Source organism: Photobacterium nomapromontoriensis (genome assembly GCF_050336815.1).
GTDB lineage: Bacteria > Pseudomonadota > Gammaproteobacteria > Enterobacterales > Vibrionaceae > Photobacterium > Photobacterium nomapromontoriensis.
In genome coordinates this window covers 1-18,064 of sequence record NZ_JAKJSL010000046.1, presented here as the reverse complement: position 1 = coordinate 18,064, position 18,064 = coordinate 1, and the positions used below count along the sequence as shown (strand labels likewise).

At 45.2% G+C, this 18,064-nt stretch carries 12 protein-coding genes; 4 read left to right on the top strand and 8 right to left on the bottom strand.

What is annotated here, in order from left to right:
• Positions 1–30 precede the first annotated feature (30 nt).
• Positions 31–2,226, bottom strand: coding sequence for an autotransporter family protein (locus tag L4D12_RS19300; RefSeq protein ID WP_428449469.1), 2,196 nt, complete (start codon positions 2,224–2,226; stop codon positions 31–33).
• Between the two features lie 44 nt (positions 2,227–2,270).
• Entirely contained in the window at positions 2,271–3,197 is a 927-nt protein-coding gene (locus L4D12_RS19295) for an OmpG porin family protein (protein ID WP_428449468.1), read from the bottom strand.
• Between the two features lie 499 nt (positions 3,198–3,696).
• Between L4D12_RS19295 and L4D12_RS19290 the strand changes: the two genes are divergently transcribed.
• The 4 genes from L4D12_RS19290 (at position 3,697) to L4D12_RS19275 (ending at position 10,380) form a co-directional block, all read left to right on the top strand.
• The gene (locus L4D12_RS19290; RefSeq protein WP_428449467.1) at positions 3,697–6,084 is read left to right on the top strand and encodes a hypothetical protein; all 2,388 of its coding nucleotides are present in this window, start codon (positions 3,697–3,699) and stop codon (positions 6,082–6,084) included.
• Between the two features lie 56 nt (positions 6,085–6,140).
• Entirely contained in the window at positions 6,141–9,368 is a 3,228-nt protein-coding gene (locus L4D12_RS19285) for a chondroitinase family polysaccharide lyase (protein WP_428449466.1), read from the top strand.
• 98 nt (positions 9,369–9,466) lie between these two features.
• The gene (locus tag L4D12_RS19280; protein WP_428449465.1) at positions 9,467–10,060 is read left to right on the top strand and encodes a hypothetical protein; all 594 of its coding nucleotides are present in this window, start codon (positions 9,467–9,469) and stop codon (positions 10,058–10,060) included.
• A gap of 8 nt (positions 10,061–10,068) precedes the next feature.
• The gene (locus tag L4D12_RS19275) at positions 10,069–10,380 is read left to right on the top strand and encodes a hypothetical protein (RefSeq protein WP_428449464.1); all 312 of its coding nucleotides are present in this window, start codon (positions 10,069–10,071) and stop codon (positions 10,378–10,380) included.
• 48 nt (positions 10,381–10,428) lie between these two features.
• On the opposite strand, the gene L4D12_RS19270 is transcribed toward L4D12_RS19275, so the two are convergent.
• The 6 genes from L4D12_RS19270 to L4D12_RS19245 all read right to left on the bottom strand — a co-directional run bounded on the left by L4D12_RS19270 (position 10,429) and on the right by L4D12_RS19245 (position 17,543).
• Positions 10,429–11,418 (bottom strand): transposase, encoded by a 990-nt coding sequence (locus tag L4D12_RS19270; RefSeq protein WP_428449463.1) that lies wholly within the window; start codon positions 11,416–11,418, stop codon positions 10,429–10,431.
• Positions 11,419–11,519: 101 nt separating this feature from the next.
• Positions 11,520–12,209, bottom strand: a complete 690-nt coding sequence (locus L4D12_RS19265) for a hypothetical protein (protein ID WP_428449462.1) — start codon at positions 12,207–12,209, stop codon at positions 11,520–11,522.
• 63 nt (positions 12,210–12,272) lie between these two features.
• Positions 12,273–12,617 carry a hypothetical protein gene (locus L4D12_RS19260; protein ID WP_428449461.1) on the bottom strand — a complete coding sequence of 115 codons (345 nt, stop codon included), beginning with the start codon at positions 12,615–12,617 and terminating at the stop codon, positions 12,273–12,275.
• Between the two features lie 515 nt (positions 12,618–13,132).
• Positions 13,133–14,122 (bottom strand): transposase, encoded by a 990-nt coding sequence (locus L4D12_RS19255; RefSeq protein ID WP_428449460.1) that lies wholly within the window; start codon positions 14,120–14,122, stop codon positions 13,133–13,135.
• Positions 14,123–14,244: 122 nt separating this feature from the next.
• Complete coding sequence (locus L4D12_RS19250) at positions 14,245–14,970, bottom strand: hypothetical protein (RefSeq protein WP_428449459.1); 726 nt, start codon at positions 14,968–14,970, stop codon at positions 14,245–14,247.
• 2 nt (positions 14,971–14,972) lie between these two features.
• Entirely contained in the window at positions 14,973–17,543 is a 2,571-nt protein-coding gene (locus L4D12_RS19245) for a LysM peptidoglycan-binding domain-containing protein (protein ID WP_428449458.1), read from the bottom strand.
• Positions 17,544–18,064: the final 521 nt, after the last annotated feature.

Genomic DNA, 18,064 nt, shown 5'->3' with positions numbered 1-18,064 from the left:
ATGTGGGTGTTGCCACCCACAAATCAAATCTTAAAAACGTTTAGTGACAGAAAGCGCCATGAAGGCTTCGTTGTAATCGTCACGTTGATAATAAGTCAGGCCTGTCGCGGCACTCAGCCCATTGCCCATATTGAGGTTTGCATTGAATTTTGCTTCGATCAGATCCCCACCAACCGCATCGCCGTAAATCACAAAACGATCCGTTGAGGTATCCATTGTTAATGCCGCACTTTCACGAATACGTTCATCGTCATTCATGTCGAAATACGCCATTAGTGAGAACAACGGCGTAAATTGGCCATACGCAATGTCGTAAGTGTTGTAAGCGGTAAAGCCAGCACCAAAATGCTTCACAGAATACGCAGTACGGTCATACTTAAGACTTGCAGGAGAGCCTGTTTCGCTATAGTCATCAACACGCAGCCACTGATAGTTATATGCCACACGAGGTTCAACTTTCACCATATCCAGGTCAAACTTCATGCCGGCCATCAGTTGATAGCCCAGTTGGTTAGCGCCGTATTCCGCGTTGGCTGAGGTATTTCCTTCATAGCCAGTCGACGCGCCGATAGTACGTTTGCTGTTAATGGTATTCGTACCAATGTTGACATTACCATCAACAAAGTAACGCTCATTAAACCAGCCCGCGTAGACCATGCCCTGCAAGCTATCGATATCATTGCTATTACTTGTGTTATCGATATCAGACGTTGAGTTCACGTAAGCAAATGAAAGGCCAAACAGTTTTTCACTATCAAACACCCGATCAATACCCACATTGATACCGTAAGTATTCAAATCATAGCCGTGTGTATCACCGTTACTCTGGTTACCATAACCAAAAATCAAATTAGACCATGCATTCCAACCTGTGCTGGCTTGGCCTAAATGGCTTTCATTACGTAATACGTTAGTACGGTCATCAACCTGACTACGCATTTTGTCGACAACCATTAGCGCTGCACGCACTTCGCTACCTTCTGCATCAGGGGTTAACTCATCAGCAAGCTTGGCGGTGGTCGCAGCATCTGCGCCAGACGATGCCAACAAGGCAACAAGTTCACCGGATGCGTCGGATCCTGTTTGGCTATGCTGCTTAAGCGCGTAGTTCACAATATAATCAGCAACAACGATATCACCCGATTTCGCGCCGCCTTCAGACACTAATCCAACAAACTCATCGCCGCCGGTATAGTTAATGGCATAGCGCGCAATCAGTTGGTCACCACTGACACCGCCATTCACTTCCGGTGGCGTCTGCTCAAGCCATGATTCATCGACAGCCAGTAAAGGCGAAGAGTCAAAGGTGCCGGCCACATCAAAGCCTTCACCAGCACCGACGGTCACTTTATCGCCACCCGTAATGCCACCTTCTGATTCCAGCAAGATCACGTCTTTGCCGAGTAGATCATTCACATTGCTGCCAGTGTAGGAAAATTTAACAGTGCTGTTATCATTAAATGTGGTTTTTCCTGTCACTAACAAAACCGGATTATTCAAATCGCTGTTTTCACCGACTTTGAAATCCATTGATGCATTGTTTTTATTGGTAAAATCAGATTCCCAAACGATAGTCTGATTTTGGCCGATGATGGTCAGGTTACCGTGGTTTTCAATTCTGTCCACCCCGGTAATTTTCTGCCCATCAAACGTGGCTTCTTTACCTGAACCGTAGGCAAAGTTGATTTTATTGCCCGTCGCATTATTACCGATAATGTTGCCATCGATCGTACCATGTACGTCAATACGCATTGAATTAGTACTGCCGCTAAAATCAATGGCATGTTCAGCGCCACTGATTAGTCCGCCATTTTTGATATAAATACCCAGATTCGGGTTTACTGGATTACCTTGTTGAAAATTCCCGTCAATTTTGATCGCGGTATCATTTTTACTGACAATATTGCCACCTTCAATATTCAGGTTGCCAGTAAACAGGGCTTTCGAATCAAGATAAATCGCATGTGCACCTTGACCCGATACCTGGATATTATTTTTCAAATACAGGCTCGAAAACGCTTTACCTCCACCTTGATATTCAAGACCATTACCGTTAGCAACAACAATGTCACCACCGCTATAGCTGGTATCACCATCCGTTTTAATCACCGTTTCACACACGGTATTGGCCGGGCATTCTGCCGCATTAACCACAACTGGAGACATAAAGCATGACGCAATAATCAGCGATAACGTTGTTCGCTGAGACACAGGGATAATTTGCATATCAAACACTCTCAAGAAATTGTTTTATTTGGTTTAAATGACAATTAAAAGCTCACTCTGGCACCGAGTTTTAGGTATTTGACTTGAGAGTCTTCTTTACCCAATGTATAGCCGTCTTTGTACTTAATATCTTCAAGGTAATACTCCGCTTGCAAGCGGATGAAACTGTTTAGTGGATAGGACACTTGAAGGGCATAGCGCGATACTTGGCTTTGTGTCTTAGTTTCATCGTAATACGCACTGTCATACCAAGCAGACGCTTCACCGTAACCTAATGCATAACGAACATACGGTGAAATCACCAGACCAATAGGGGTATCCCAGAAATAATAAAGGCGAGCTTGCTGGTTCTTGGTATTATCGGTCAGATCCCAGGTTTCACCCTTATCACTGCGCTTACCGGTGTTATAGTAAGACAGGCTTAAACGCTGTTTAGGCGTCAAGTTATAGCGAATACCCGGTTCAATTTCCCAAGTCAGGTAATCACTATTACGAGTCATGCTGGTGACGTTTTTGTCTTCCTGACGCTCAATACCAAACTGAGCGTCGCCCCATAGGCTCCATTTATCACTTAAGTCGAAATAGTACTTCGTTTCGGTACTGTAAATGTCATTGGTTAAACGAGAGCCGCTGTCATAGTTGGTCAAATCCTGACGCACTTTAAAGCTTGGCTGAACCCAACCACCATCAAAACGGAAACGGTAAGATGCCTGAATTTCCGCACGCGAATAAACCTGCTTACTATCATGCGTACGATTACGGTAGCCCAAATCAAAATACCAGTTAGACCCATCAGGGTTGATGTTCAAATCTAGTCTTGGACCTGCGTAATCATAATCACTGCCATAGTCGCCTGACTCATGGCTTAACGTTGCATTTACCTTGGCTGCGTTTGCAACCATTGGAAAACTAGCAGCAACAAGTCCTGCACACAGTAAAACTCGCGATGTTGGTATGAATCCCATTTTCATAACGATGCCAATGCCCTTCACTCAATTATCGATACAGCAGCCATCTATAGTTATTTGTTCGGCCTGCTGTCCATAGCATATAAATGCCTTATTTTAAGGTGGCGATAATACAATCATTCCTTATTAACAACTGTGATGCGCCGCAAGATTACGAAAACAAACGAAAGAAAACAAAGATATTCGATACTCTATAACAAAAATACAAAATATCTTTCAAATCGAAGAGTCGAAATACTTTTTACCGTTACAACATAAAATCAATCATTATTCACTCTCAAAAAATGCATAGATAAGGCTTAAAACAATCCAATAAATGCATCTAGTTGCTTAAATGACAAAATTCTATCTAAATCACAATTTGAAAACAAAAGGAAATGAAAGGTTTCATTGTGCGTAATTTACCCCTTAAACTGGGTTAAAACGCAAAGAAAACGAAAGCAAATAAAGCGAAAGACTTTCTTTTCTATAATTTTCGACGTGAACACACATGGATAGCATAATGAAAATCAGATATTGCGCACTGGTTGTAGCTTCAATCTTATCTGGCTGTAATTCAGACAGTGAAAACCCAGCTCAAGGCAATAATGGTCAGCCTTACAACGCGCCGATCGCATCAAACATAACCTTGGTGGGTGATGCGCTGGTTGGTTCTTCCTTATCCGGGAAATATACCTTTACAGACCCTAACTATAGCCCTCGTAAAGAAGGTGAAAGCCAATACCAGTGGCGCCAGTCTGATAATGATGACGATGCCTCAAACGATAAAATCTTAGGTAATGAGCAAGCCTTCACACTGACAGACAATGAACTTGCCCAGAATGTCTATTTCTGTGTTACACCAGTTGCTGAAGGTAATGTCAGCATTGTTGGTGAAGAGAACTGCTCAGCATCTGTGATGGTAGAAACCGGCAGTGGTGAAAAGCCGCAAGCCACTGATGTTGCCATCGATAACATGGCACCAACGGTGGGTGAGACACTCACTGGCAGCTATCTCTACGGCGATAACGACGGTGACAGTGAAGAAGGCAGCCATTTTGTTTGGAAACAAAATGGCAAAGATATTGAGGGTGCCAACCAAGCGGGCTTTACCCTGACTGCAACTGAAGAAGGCGTACGCATTCAGTTCTGCGTAACACCAGTATCAGCAAACCCAGATGCACTACCTAATTTCCCGGCGACGGGCGATCAAGCCTGTTCTGAGCAAACGGCAGCTGTAGCGCCTAAATCAGGTAACGCACCCACAGCCACGGCAGTGAGCACGGCGGGTGATCACACTGTGGGTTCTGTGGTAACGGGTAGCTATACCTTTGACGATACCGACAAGGATCTAGAGGGGCAGTCAACGTTTGCCTGGAAACGCGATGGTCAAGCGCTACCTTCTGAAACCGCGAAAACCTATACCCTTAATGCGGCAGACAAAGGAGCAGAAGTTTCATTTTGCGTTACCCCAATTTCTCAAACAGGCTTACCGACATCAGGTACAGAAGTCTGTTCTGCACCGATTACTGATGTCACCGACCCGGCTGGCAGTGTACCGACTATCACGCTAAAAGAAGTAAACATTAGTGGTAATGATAAGCTACCAGAAGTCGATGATATTCTAAGTGGCAGTTATGTCTATCAAACATCTGGCTCGGTAGATGACTCGCGCGCGGTCTGGAAAGCCAACAATGTCGCGATTGATGGTGTTAACTGTACTGTTGGTCAAGCTTGTGAACTGACTGTCGCGGAACAACATCTGGGCCAAGCACTGACCTACTGTGTAACGCCAAAAGCCACAGACAGCCAAGCAGGCACAGAAGTCTGTAGTGATGCCCTTACGACATATGGCCTTCGTCTCAGCGGTAAATTAGAGTTCCGCCAAACACTGAAAGCAGAAGTCTTTGGCTACCAGAATCCAATCTATTCGTGGAATGTAGATATCTCCAATACTGACGGACCTTCTGGCGATCTTAATAAAACAGTACAAAGTACTGCCGCTGAATATACCATTGGCCAAGAGGTTCTTAACCACATCACTGATGAGTTTCAAAGCACAACAGGTAACAACAATCAAATCATTGACGATGCTGATTGGGATCAGGCACTAAGAGCAAATATTGTAACAACAGACACCACCAATGCCGCTCACTACATTGGTAAAGATATTGAAGTCTGTGTGTCTGCCACTGATATGCCAGAGCAATGCTTACAGGCATCCGCTATTCCTGCCATTACAGGTGGTCTGATTTATGATGCAAAAGCTGCCGATAAACGTGCGATTGAACCAGTACGTGAAGTCACGTTCAACAATGCCGTCTACCATCGCCCGCTGACTGAAGCGGAAACCATGGCAGCAAGCAACAGTGACTTTGGTCCACATCTGCCAAAAGCGCATTACAGTCAAACTGCAATGGGGATCAAATGGGCCAGCTTCAAGCTAGAGCACGATGATGGTACAAAACCAGGCTTAGACGTCTGTTTGAACCTTTATAAAACGGACATTAATGACAGCAGCACATGGTTCCTGCCGGCAAGCCGTACAAGTACAGATAGCGCCTATACCCAAAACGGCTATGCTGCAGATGGAAATCAACCGCCATTAGATAACAATGATCTATTGATCCGGTTCACCAATATCTTCAACAACAATAGCAAAGCAGCAGGTAAAGGTCTGGTTGGTAGCTTTAGCGGCAATGGCTCACCGCTCTACGGCTGGGTGACCAACGGTAGCTATAACGCTGATAAAGCGGTATATACCGTGACACCATTCTGGGCAGCCTCCAAACCAACGGCGAATACTGGACAGGCAAACTCCGTGAAATTTTATGACAATGGCTCATCTGGTAATAACTCTGTTGGCAACGGTCGCTACGTGACCTGCGTCAGAGCAGCATCAATCCAATAATCAGCACTGCTTACAGGGATGGCTTCGGCCATCCCTTTCTCGTAGGAAGAATAATAATGAACCACCAAGAACACTTATCCTCATCCCCTTTTTTGTCATCTCTTCTCACCCGAGCCAAATACCACCCATCTGCGGCTAAACCTTGCACGGTCAAAACTGTCGCATTATGCGTAGCGGCGATACTCGGGACACCAATGGCATTGGCTAACCCAGACCTTACAGCCCATATCGAAAGCTTTGAGGGAACGAACCTACCAGCAGGCATCAGTGGCCAAGGCCTCACCCTCAACACAGAACAAGCTATTATGGGTGAGCAGGCGCTAAACTGGACATGGAGCAAAGCCGATGCATCCATCACGCTCCGTCGTCATTTCCCGCGCCTGAGTGACCAAGCCGCCAATGCCGCAAAAGGCGTTTACAGCGGCTACACACAGGTGCTGTCATTCTGGATCTATAACGATACGGCGGTGAATGCAGATCTGCGGGTCAAACTCGGTACCACTGGCGACTTTACCGATGAATTTCCGGTGAATCTTAACTTCACTGGCTGGCGTGCCGTCGGCGTCTCCCTCAACCATGACTTCAACCTTAATGGCACTGGTAGCCATGCTGCCACGACAGACTTCCAGCAGCTGCGCTTCCAAGCCCCCAAAGGCATGACCAGCGGCAAGGTGATTATCGACCGCATCATGGTCTCGGTTGATGACAATCGCTATCAGTGGTCAGATGATCAGGTAACTACCCGCTACAGCAAGCCAAGCAGAGTGCAGGTCGAACTACCCTCACCGCTGCCGCACCCCTCTGCTGAGGAATTACAGGCTGCAGCCGATATCCGACAAGCACTGACCGAAGACGTTGCGACTAGCAATCAGATGCTTAGCGAACTGCGCCGCCGTCTTGACACTTTCACTCTCCGCCATGCAGGGAGTGAGCCGATTCTGCGTCACGTGATCACTGACAAACAGCAGGTTATCTACCAACCGGCATATCTGGATACCGCGGATAAAGCCGATTTTGACCAATACGCCCTTCTCGGTGACAGCGACAGTGACGGCAATAAAGTCACTGGCTATAGTCGACTGATGCTCGATATCGCCAGCAGCTGGTTCCACACCGATAACGCAGCAACTCGTGATGAACTCGCAGACATGTACCTGCTCATGAGCCGCCACCTGCTTAATCAAGGATATACCGACGGATCAGCGTTGGTAACCACCCACCACTGGGGTTACAGCAGCCGCGAATGGTACTTATCAGCCCTGATCATGGCCGATGAGCTCAGCAAAGCGGAGATCCGTCAGGAGATCTATGATGCCCTGCTATGGTTTTCCCGTGAGTTTAATGAAAGCTTTAACATGGCACTGATCCCTGAGAGTGCCAACATGGACTACTTTAATACCCTGGCGCGACCGCATCTTGCGATGCTGCTGCTAACCCCTGACGACAAAGAGCGCATCGCCCTGCTTAACCGCTATGGTGCTTTTCTCTCTGAGGCCATCACCCAAGTACCACCAAGCGATCACGACGGTTTCCGCCCAGATGGTACTTCATGGCGCCATAAAGGCCATTACCCGGGCTACAGCTTCCCGGGTATGAGTGGTCTTGCCAACGTCATTTTCCACCTCAAGCAATCCCCCTTCTCCGTCTCTACCGAGGCGCTGGACGTGGTCAAAAAAGCGATGCTGACCGGTTGGATCCACTCCAATCCCGTTGTGCCTCTTGGCTTAGCTGGACGTCATCCATTTACCACTCTTGGTGTACAAGCCTACGCAGAGGGAATGCGTGAAATTGCCCTCAGCTACCCCTCGCTAGATACCGAGCTTGCTTCCGTGTATCTGCAAGTTAAAGGTAAATCAGCGGCAGAGAGCACGGCCATTTTCGGCCAGCGAATTAAACCCGCTGACTTGCCGGAAGGAAACTGGAGTTTCAACGGCGGCGCTTTCAATATTCACCGCAGTAGCGATCGCATGGCGGTGATCAAAGGCTACAACAAAGATGTCTGGTCATCGGAAATTTACACGAGTGATAACCGTTATGGCCGCTACCAGAGCCATGGCAGTGTTCACGTCATGCCTTATGGCAAACTCGCAAACTGGGGCCATACCCAAGCAGGTTGGGACTGGAACCGCAATCCAGGCACTACAACCCTGCATCTGCCAGTCAATGAACTGGAAAGCCCGAAACAATCAACTGTGATGGTACGATCTATAGAAGGGATCAGTGGCTCGACCTCGCTGCTCAATCGCTATGGTCTATTCAGCTTCAATCACGTTGAACATGCCGAAGGGGGGCTAACAGGATTTGACGACACCTTCCGCGCCCGTAAATATGTGATGGCCAGCGGCGATGAACTCTATCTTGTGGGCAACAGCATCACCAGCAGCAGCCCGGATACCGAGACAACCCTGTTCCAGATCAGCCAACGGGCAGGCGCCAGCCTCAACATCAATGGCAAGACTGTCTCCGCAACAAACTACACTGGTACCCTTAAAAAAGGCCAGTGGATCATTGATGACAACGGCGTAGGCTACTACCTTGTGGATGGCCCTGCCCTGCAGATCCGCCGTGGCGAACAAGAATCTCGCCATAACAAGACCAAGGCAGTCACGCATGGCAACTTCTCTACCGCTTGGTTGCCGCACGGGGATAGCCCTGTCAACCAAGCGTATGAATACGTCATGGTCATGAACGCGACTCCGGCAAAAATGACAGCCGTAAAAACAAGCATGGATAACGGGGAGCATTTCCGCACACTACAGAGCAATGCCAACAAACAAGTTCTGTTCGCCGCCAAAGATAACCTTTACGGTTACACCACTTATGGTGATAAAGGGGTGAGTTACGCACAAGGGCCACTGCGTTTTGTCAATAATACCGCCATCACTCTGGTACAGGCACATCAAAAAAGGCTCGAGGTCAGTATTTCATCACCAGAACTGTATCTAAACGATACTGCCGCAGCGACACCGGCGGATTACCGTCTAGAGTTTGCAGGTGAATGGGCACTGGCGACACCGTCAGAAGCAATAACCCTCAGTGCGGCAGGCGGTAAAACGATCATTGACACCAGCAGTTCCTTTGGTATGGCCAGCACCTTTACTCTCTGTAAACCCAAGACAGACTGTAAGGCGGATCAACCCACCACGCCTGAGCCCGATCCAGATCCGAAGCCCGAACCAGAAACCGGTCCTTCTGCTGGCGGCAGTGGTGGCGGTGGTAGCTTAGGGGGCTTAACTTTGGCAGCGCTAGCCATGTTAGGACGCCTACGCAAAACTCGTCGCTAGAGACATCGAATATAGGGTGAGGCGTTTCTGCCTCACCCCTCTTTATAGAGCAAGATGCCTATAACATTTGGAATAACGACATTTATAAACCATTTCGAATGTCATTCACAGACGGGAGCTTTCGCTATTGCAAAGAGAATTTATGTTCTGCTGCCGCCAATAGACATGACCCAGAAAAGCGTCATATGATACACACCATTGACGAAATACAATCTGATCCTTACCTATTTAACAGTAATTTTTCCGAATACTGCTACGATCCAGATAAATTTGATGGCACATTAGAAAGCTACCCTACTCGTTTGTATCTTGGCATGGATTTAAGCTGCAACTTAAAATGCCCCTCATGTCGTAACAAACTCATCTCTGAATACAATAAAAACGAGAGGCTTGATACCCTTTATGCAAACTTAAGAAGCATCACTCCGGGTATACAAGATCTCGAACTGGATGGAGCCGGCGACGTATTTGCAAGCAACTGGTATCAGAAATTTCTAAAGCACTTCCCAGTCGAAGACTTTCCAAACCTTCAAACCATTACTCTGCGTTCAAACGGTTTACTGTGGAATGAAAAAAATTGGTATCGCATACACCCCTACTTCAGGTCTAAACAAATATCAGCTTGTATCACGGTAGACGCCATTTCACCCAAACCTATGAAAAAGTGCGCGGTGGCTGTTTTTCGACACTGATGAAGAACTTGAAGTTTATTAAAACTTTACAACAAAGAGGCGAGATTATCTCTATCACTTTGGTGATGGTTTACCGTAAGAGCAACTACCTGGAAATTCCAGAATTCATTGAAATGGGAAGAGCATTTAATGCGAATTACCTCGTCATCCACCCGGTTCAACCATGGAAAGAGTCTGCATATGTGTTAAATGACCAATACAATGATGAAGCGATTCACAATCCTGAACACCCTGAGCATCATCGCTTTAGAGCATTAATAGAGTCTCACGGCATAACTAGTGGCAATCAAGGAAAAATGTACGTGGATTTTTCAAAGTAGTGTTTATTTAATCAGCTGGCTAGTTGAATGAAGTTCGTTAATGACTTATCAGGCCGCGTTTAACAGCCGCCGACAGGTGCTTAGCCCTGAGGTCCGTTGTTGACCGATGTGCTGGTGATATTCCCTTAGCAGATATTCTTTACCTATCGCACCCGAGAAGTTTTGCTCTAAATGGCGGGCTAATTCCAGCCAGTTTTCGTCACTCAGGCCAATACGGGAAACAATATTGAGTGCATTTTCTGATATATATCCTTTCTTACCATCACGAATAGCACGCCCCGTCTCATCGACAAGCAGTAAATAGTCTGTAAAAACAAAAAGCAACCCCTTGGGCATATTGGCGCGGGGATTTCCTACAAATGGAAGTAGCGTTTTCGGCTGGCAACTCGATTTCGCGGCTTTTACGCGCCTTTTAATGCTGGTGTGGGCAGACGTTTCCGGTGTTTTCGCCATTCCTGCACGAACAGGGTTAAGGTCTACATAAGCCATGCAGGCCACCAGTGCTGCTTCATCAAGTAATGCTTGAGATTTGAACCGCCCTTCCCAAAAGCGACCTGTACAACCATCTTCTTTATTCGCTTGACGGGCAATCGGCTCGTTTAGCAAACGCATAAACCAACTGATATCGTATAACCGCTTTCGCCAGTCTTCTGCAATTCGTTCTACCGCCAACAGCTGAGCCTTATCCATCTGGCTTCGCCGAGTTTCATCTATCCAAGCATTTGAAAGATAATTACCTTTACACACTCGGTGCCAACGGGTGATCACTTCTTCATCTGACCAAGCCTCGGCTTGAGTTTTATCAACATGCAGTACAACATGGGTATGGTTACTCATCACCGCGTAGGCACAGATATCAATCGCAAACACCTTCGCGAGAAACAGCAGCCGCTGCTCTACCCAACCTCGTCGGTGCTCAAAACATTTGCCAGTAAGCGGATCCTTGCCGCACAAAAAACTTCTTCTTACACACCGTGATACACAATGGTAGTACGGTGTATCCACTAAACTCACTTGTGTCTTTCTTGCCCTTGCCATACTTGGCGGCCTCTCGATTCATCCTTGATAAATCAAGCCTAGAACACAGGGCAAGAAAGTACAAAATGTGGGTGTCTTGGTAATTAACTATTATTCAGTCCCTACATCTTATCCTTATGCGTTATTATAGGTTTTAAAAACGCGACAAACGTGTATATCCAGTTAGTTAAATTAGTATAAAAAATAACACTAAGATGAAAAGAGAAGATAATCCATATAGATATTATGAATAGGTATTCCAACACTCCACCATGTGATTCAAAAGTTGCAAAAAGAGAAAGTAAGAATGATGCTATCAACAACAACAGCATTAAGTAAACAATAGGTTTCCAAAGCGTTTTATTAGGAAAGTATTTATTCTCAACCCTGCACAACATCTCCCCTTCAATAACCCTACCACATTCAATTGCATTCTCAAATTTACGCCCTAATACAGCGAACTCAAAAACAAAAGAAAAAACGAATGCAATACATATTGAGATAACAAACCAAGGCCATCCTCTCACATCCAATAAAAACAAATTCACATACTTAAATATAAAACAATAGATAAACACATGGACCAATGTATTATAGGCCATATAAAAAACTTGGAATTTAAACCTCCACTTACCTCGACTCATAAATATACATATAGCAACTTGAATAATCAAAAATAAAAAAAACATATTTATTAAGCTAGTATTTTCACCCCAAATAGAAATAACTATCAGAGGTATACATAACAAAGCTGTTGATAAAACATCGTTATTAAATTCATCATTTATTGCATCGTAATTTGACTTTCTCATTAACCCTACTAGTAACTATTAATATCTAAGTAGACATCGCCTACTTAGACATCTATTTAACAATTAGTCACGAAGATTCCAGAAGCTATTGTTAATACCACTTTCAATCGCATAGGAAACTCCCCAACCGACAACAAACCCAACCGCTGCTCCAACCGCCGTTCCAATTACAGGTGCAATGGCAGTGCCTACACTTGCTCCAAACTTAGCCGAAGCAACAGCTGTAACTGCTCCAGCAGTAACAGCACCAGTATACGCTGCCGCCGAACCTGAAACGGCTCCTTTTGCAGCGTCCAAACTAGCATCAATTGCAAACTCTTTCGATACAATTGACTTGCCGTCAAGCTTATACTCAATTGCTCGTCCAACAGGACCAACAACTGCTCCAATAGCCCCACCTTGAGACACTGCTTTTATACTCGCTAGTCGATGGGCTACTACAGCACCTGTATCGCATACACCCCTACTTCAGGTCTAAACAAATATCAGCTTGTATCACGGTAGACGCCACTTCACCCGAAACCTATGAAAAAGTGCGCGGTGGCTGTTTTTCGACACTGATGAAGAACTTGAAGTTTACAACGAAGAGGCGAGATTATCTCTATCACTTTGATGATGGTTTACCGTAAGAGCAACTACCTAGAAATCCCAGACTTCATTGAAATGGGAAGAGCATTTAATGCGAATTACCTCGTTATTCACCCAGTTCAACCGTGGGAAGAGTCTGCATATGTGTTAAATGACCAATACAATGATGAAGCGATTCACAATCCTGAACACCCTGAGCACCATCGCTTTAAGGCATTAATAGAATCACACGGCATAGCTAGTGGCAATCAAGGAAAAATGTACGTGGATTTTTCAAGGTAGTGTTTATTTAATCAGCAGGCTAGCTGAATGAATGTTAGTTAATAAGGAACTTATCAGGCCGCGTTTAACAACCGCCGACAGGTGCTTAACCCAGGGGTTCGTTGTTGGCCGATGTGCTGATGGTATTCTCGTAGCAGATATTCTTTACCGATCGCACCCGTGAAGTTTTTCTCTAAATGACTCGCTAATTCCAGCCAGTTTTCTTCACTTAGCCCAAGACGAGAAACAATATTGAGCATATTTTCTGATATGTGCCCTTTTTTTCCATCACGAATAGCACGCCCCGTCTCATCCACCAATAATAAATAATCAGTACATACAAACGGCAACCCCTTGGGCATATTAGCTCGGGGGTTCCCTACAAAAGGAAGTAATGCTTTCGGTTGATGAGTGGATTTTGCAGCATTGGCGCGTTTTTTAATGCTGGTGTGGGCAGACGTTTCCGGTGTTTTCGCCATTCCTGCACGAACAGGGTTAAGGTCTACATAAGCCATGCAGGCCACCAGTGCTGCTTCATCAAGTAATGCTTGAGATTTGAACCGCCCTTCCCAAAAGCGACCTGTACAACCATCTTCTTTATTCGCTTGACGGGCAATCGGCTCGTTTAGCAAACGTATAAACCAACTGATATTGTATAACCGCTTTCGCCAGTCTTCTGCAATTCGTTCTACCGCTAACAGCTGAGCCTTATCCATCTGGCTTCGTTGGTTTTTATCTAGCCAAGTATTTGAAAGATAGTTACCTTTACACAATCGGTGCCAGCGGGTGATAACTTCTTCCTGAGACCAACTTCTAGCATAGTCGCTATCAACATGCAGTACCACATGGGTATGATTACTCATCACCGCGTAGGCACAGATATCAATCGCAAACACCTTCGCGAGAAACAGCAGCCGCTGCTCTACCCAGTCACGACGGTGCTCAAAACATTTGCCAGTAAGCGGATCCTTGCCACACAAAAAACTTCTTCGTACGCACCGTGATACACAATGGTAGTACGGCGTATCCACTAAACTCACTTGTGTCTTTCTTGCCCTTGGCATACTTGGCGGCCTCTCGATTCATCCTTGATAAATCAAGCCTAGAACACAGGACAAGAAAGTACAAAAGTGTGGGTGTCTATGTAATTACCCCTTTTTAATTTTCTGAATTTCAGTGTTCTAATTTAATCAATACAGTCTAACCAATGAAAACTTTGAGGACTCATCCCTGATAAATAATGAGCTAAATATTCATCTATTTTTTTCTTTGGATCATGAATCTCTACTATATTATCTAGGTCTTTACCATTAATGTAATATACCTTTCCATCACAAGCGTCTTCGTTAATAAAAAGAGCATCCTCACTCTCTGTAAGTAACCAACAACGAAACATTTCTTTTTTACAACCCATTATCTGGGTACATTTATTAACCTGTTCTTTAGAAGCACCAACCCCCTTAGCATATTCATTGAGGTCCAATCGGGCTTCAAAGCGAAATGGGGTGTTCCACCAATCCATGACACAGTAGCTTTCTTCAGTAACACAAAATGAATTGAACCATCTATATAGCTCTCTCCAACTAGTTGGCAACATCAAATAGTCTTCATCAAATAGCTCCCCTTCTTTATCCATAAATTCCGGCTGAAGACTAAAAAATAAATTACCACGATCAGATTGAACAACTATGAAGCACAACCATTCTCGTAATCCTTTCTTTAAAACTAACTTAGGGTTCCCCCACTCGTTTTCAATCACTCTACTCGCGTTTTCAAACACTAGGGAAAAACTAGGAAACATTGAAGAAAATCCACCCCCAACACTTTCTATTATATGTCTATCCAAATGCCTAAAAGCTTCTTCTGGAATATCAGACTTATCAAAACAAATATACGGATATGACAATTCCATACTTATCTACCTGTTCTATTTTGTTTATACATTTCATTTATATGTCGCTGAATATTCTTCCTTATTTCAGCTTGAGTTTCAACTAAATTCCGTTGATAATCTGAATTAATTTCATTTCCTTTATAAAAGGACCAGTCAGTCTTAGAACCTTTTGATGAATTTAAAGATTTCGGTAACGGCTGGAAATTACCAACTCCAATTCTATCATGAATTATTGATATTTGTTGTTCGGTTGTACGTTTATTCATTTTTGGAAGATTCAGTATTTCTTTCAAAGGTAAGATATGATCGACTGGCATGGTTTTATTCACAGGTGCTGGTTTAAATATATTGGTTAATGGATCCAAATAGCCCATCCCTTGAAATCTAGCACTCACATCATTAGGTACGCTACGAACAGTCTTACCATTGATTACCGCTCCACCTTGCCCAAAGGCCTGATTTACCTCCTGACCTACAAAAACCCGTTTACTGACATTATGATGTTGAACGTTATCAGTATTACTGTTGAGCTTCAAGCGCGCTGCTAATACATTGCTTCGAAAGGCATTACTAGCTGTTCGAGTCATAGGTCCTGGTCCAGCAATCATCCCTAAATAGATATCTGCCAATTCTGGTGGTCTAACATTGTTCATTTCCAACTGAACACCGAGCACTGTATCTAGAAGGGCTATATTAGCTCGACCAACATCATCAGAACTCTCCCACACATCAGAGGTACCGTAACCTTTCTCTAATGCTTCCATTCGGTCATATACATTCCCATCTTCACCTAAATATCCTATTAACTCTCCCAATGGTGTATATGAATGCTGGGTGCTGTTCATTGAAAGCTGAGAGATAGCGTCATCAGCTAGGACACTTGCATGCAACCCTATACGATGCAACGACATTACATGTTCAGACTCAAGCATATTTCCGGCAAACAGCATATCTACCGCTTCACCATAAAGAGCCGAAGCACCCTCAAAATACTCAGTTCGTGACAAGTCTGCATTGATAAGATCGTTGAGCTTATATTGTAAATATTGATCGTAGATCTCAGGGTCAAACTGACTCTGTCCCATCCCCGTTACACTTGCTGTACGTGAATTTATCTCCCAACTTGCTACTTGATCATAAACTGCGCTTTTTTCAGCTGCACGCATTTTACCTCGTGCAACATTCCCCAATGCATTTCCAAATGCATCTGTCATCATCTGCCCTGCATTATCGCCAAATGACTCACCTCGAAGCACGGATGATGTTGCTGCGCCCGCAAAGCCACTTAGAGTGTCACCGACAATTCCCATTCCATTGGTCAGGCTCGAACCACCTAGACTTGCTAATGACCCAGCGGCTGATGCAGCAAGATTTTTCCAGCTGAAAGATACATCGTTTCCAAGTGCTTTGTTCCCAAGGTAATTTGTGGTGTAGTTAACAGCACTACTTGCCATACCATTTGCAGCGTGTCGTAGCCCCAAGTTTGATGCTCCGTCCACAGCACCAAACATGCCTCCATTTCCAAAAGCTCCCATACCAGCAGTTGCAGCGGAGGCTAACCCACCAAGAGCTACTTGATCCCACGAGAACTCATCAACGACGCCCATTCCCATACCAACAAGTTGGGATGCAGCTGACCCCATAGCTCCACCAATAGCAGCGGCCCCCATCGCGACACCTAGACTTCCCCCTCCTGTTATAGTGGCCATACCTACACCAAATGTAGTGGCAGCTGTAGCAGCACTACCCCCCGTAACACCAGCAACCATTGGAGCCGCAGCCCCTGCGGTATACACCGTCACCACGACCGCTACCACCGCCATTACGATCATCGCTATCGGGTTACAGCTCTTCTTCGGTGGCGGTGGTACAATTGGGTCTGGGTTGACGTTGCCCAGTACCTCACTTTCGTTGTACGGCTTAAAGCTTTCTGCGCCATTGTAGGTTTGGGTATGCTGGTTTGGGATCACCAGCGATTTGCCTGCTGTCAGCTTGTCGTTTGGTGACAGGCCGTTGGCATCGGCAATCAGGTACCAGTAACGGCTGTCGCCATACACCATCTGCGATATACGTTGCAGACTGTCGTTTGTTTGAACCGTGTACGCCCCCGGTTGAGAGCCGGTTGTAGCTGCACTGTCACTCAGTAAGTCGGCATTGAGTTTGCCGTCTTTGACTTGCGCTAGCGGGTTTCCACCGACTGAGAGTTCCGCACTGAGTTTGTCACCAGCAAGTTGAAGTGCTATTTGTCCATTAAAATCGGTAAAGACTTTACGGTTACCGTCATCTTTACTGCTTGTCACTTCCGTCAAATGACCGGCGGCATTGTATGTAAAGTCAGTAATGCCTGTTTTAAAGCCCCTGCGGGTGCTACTTGCCGTTGTTTGTACTTTACGGAAGCTGTCTTTAGCGTCATAGGTGTAGCGCAGCGTATCAACACAATCTTCAGATAGAATACTGGTGATTTGTGTCGCCATCTGGCCAGAGTAATGATAATCAAATGAGATTTCGAACTTCTTGTTACTATTTTCTGACACAGTCTGCGAAGTTAACTGCCCATTCAGATAACCAAACCGTGTTTCTGTGCTTTTCACTTTTCCTGAAGAGGCACGTATCATCCCATTGGTATATTCATAGCTGGTCGAAAGATCGCTTTGAACTAGAGCATGCCCTGTGCGGGAATTAACTTGGGTTAAGTGCCTTGTGCTGTAGCGCGTGACTGAACGCCAAATTGACTCATCTAATTTTTGTTGTGCCAGATAATTTAATCCCAGCCTGGCCTAACACATCGTAATTCCCTAAACCTGTACCACCAATCACAACAGCCATCTGACAAATCCTTTTCTAATTAAGTTTCTAATGACTATCTAATGAACGGATTTTGAAAAATAATTAGCGTTAATTTTCGATATAGACGAATGATGCGGCAGATGTCACATCGAGTAGGGTGAGGCGTCGCCGCCTCATCCCTCTCACAGAACCGTACGTACGGACCTCGTATACGGCTCATGTACATTTCCATTCAGCGTAAGTGCTGAACACATGCCCTGTCACAACATGTTCAATATTGACTAAACCAAGTTCATTGAACCATTGATTTGTCATAGCGTAGCTC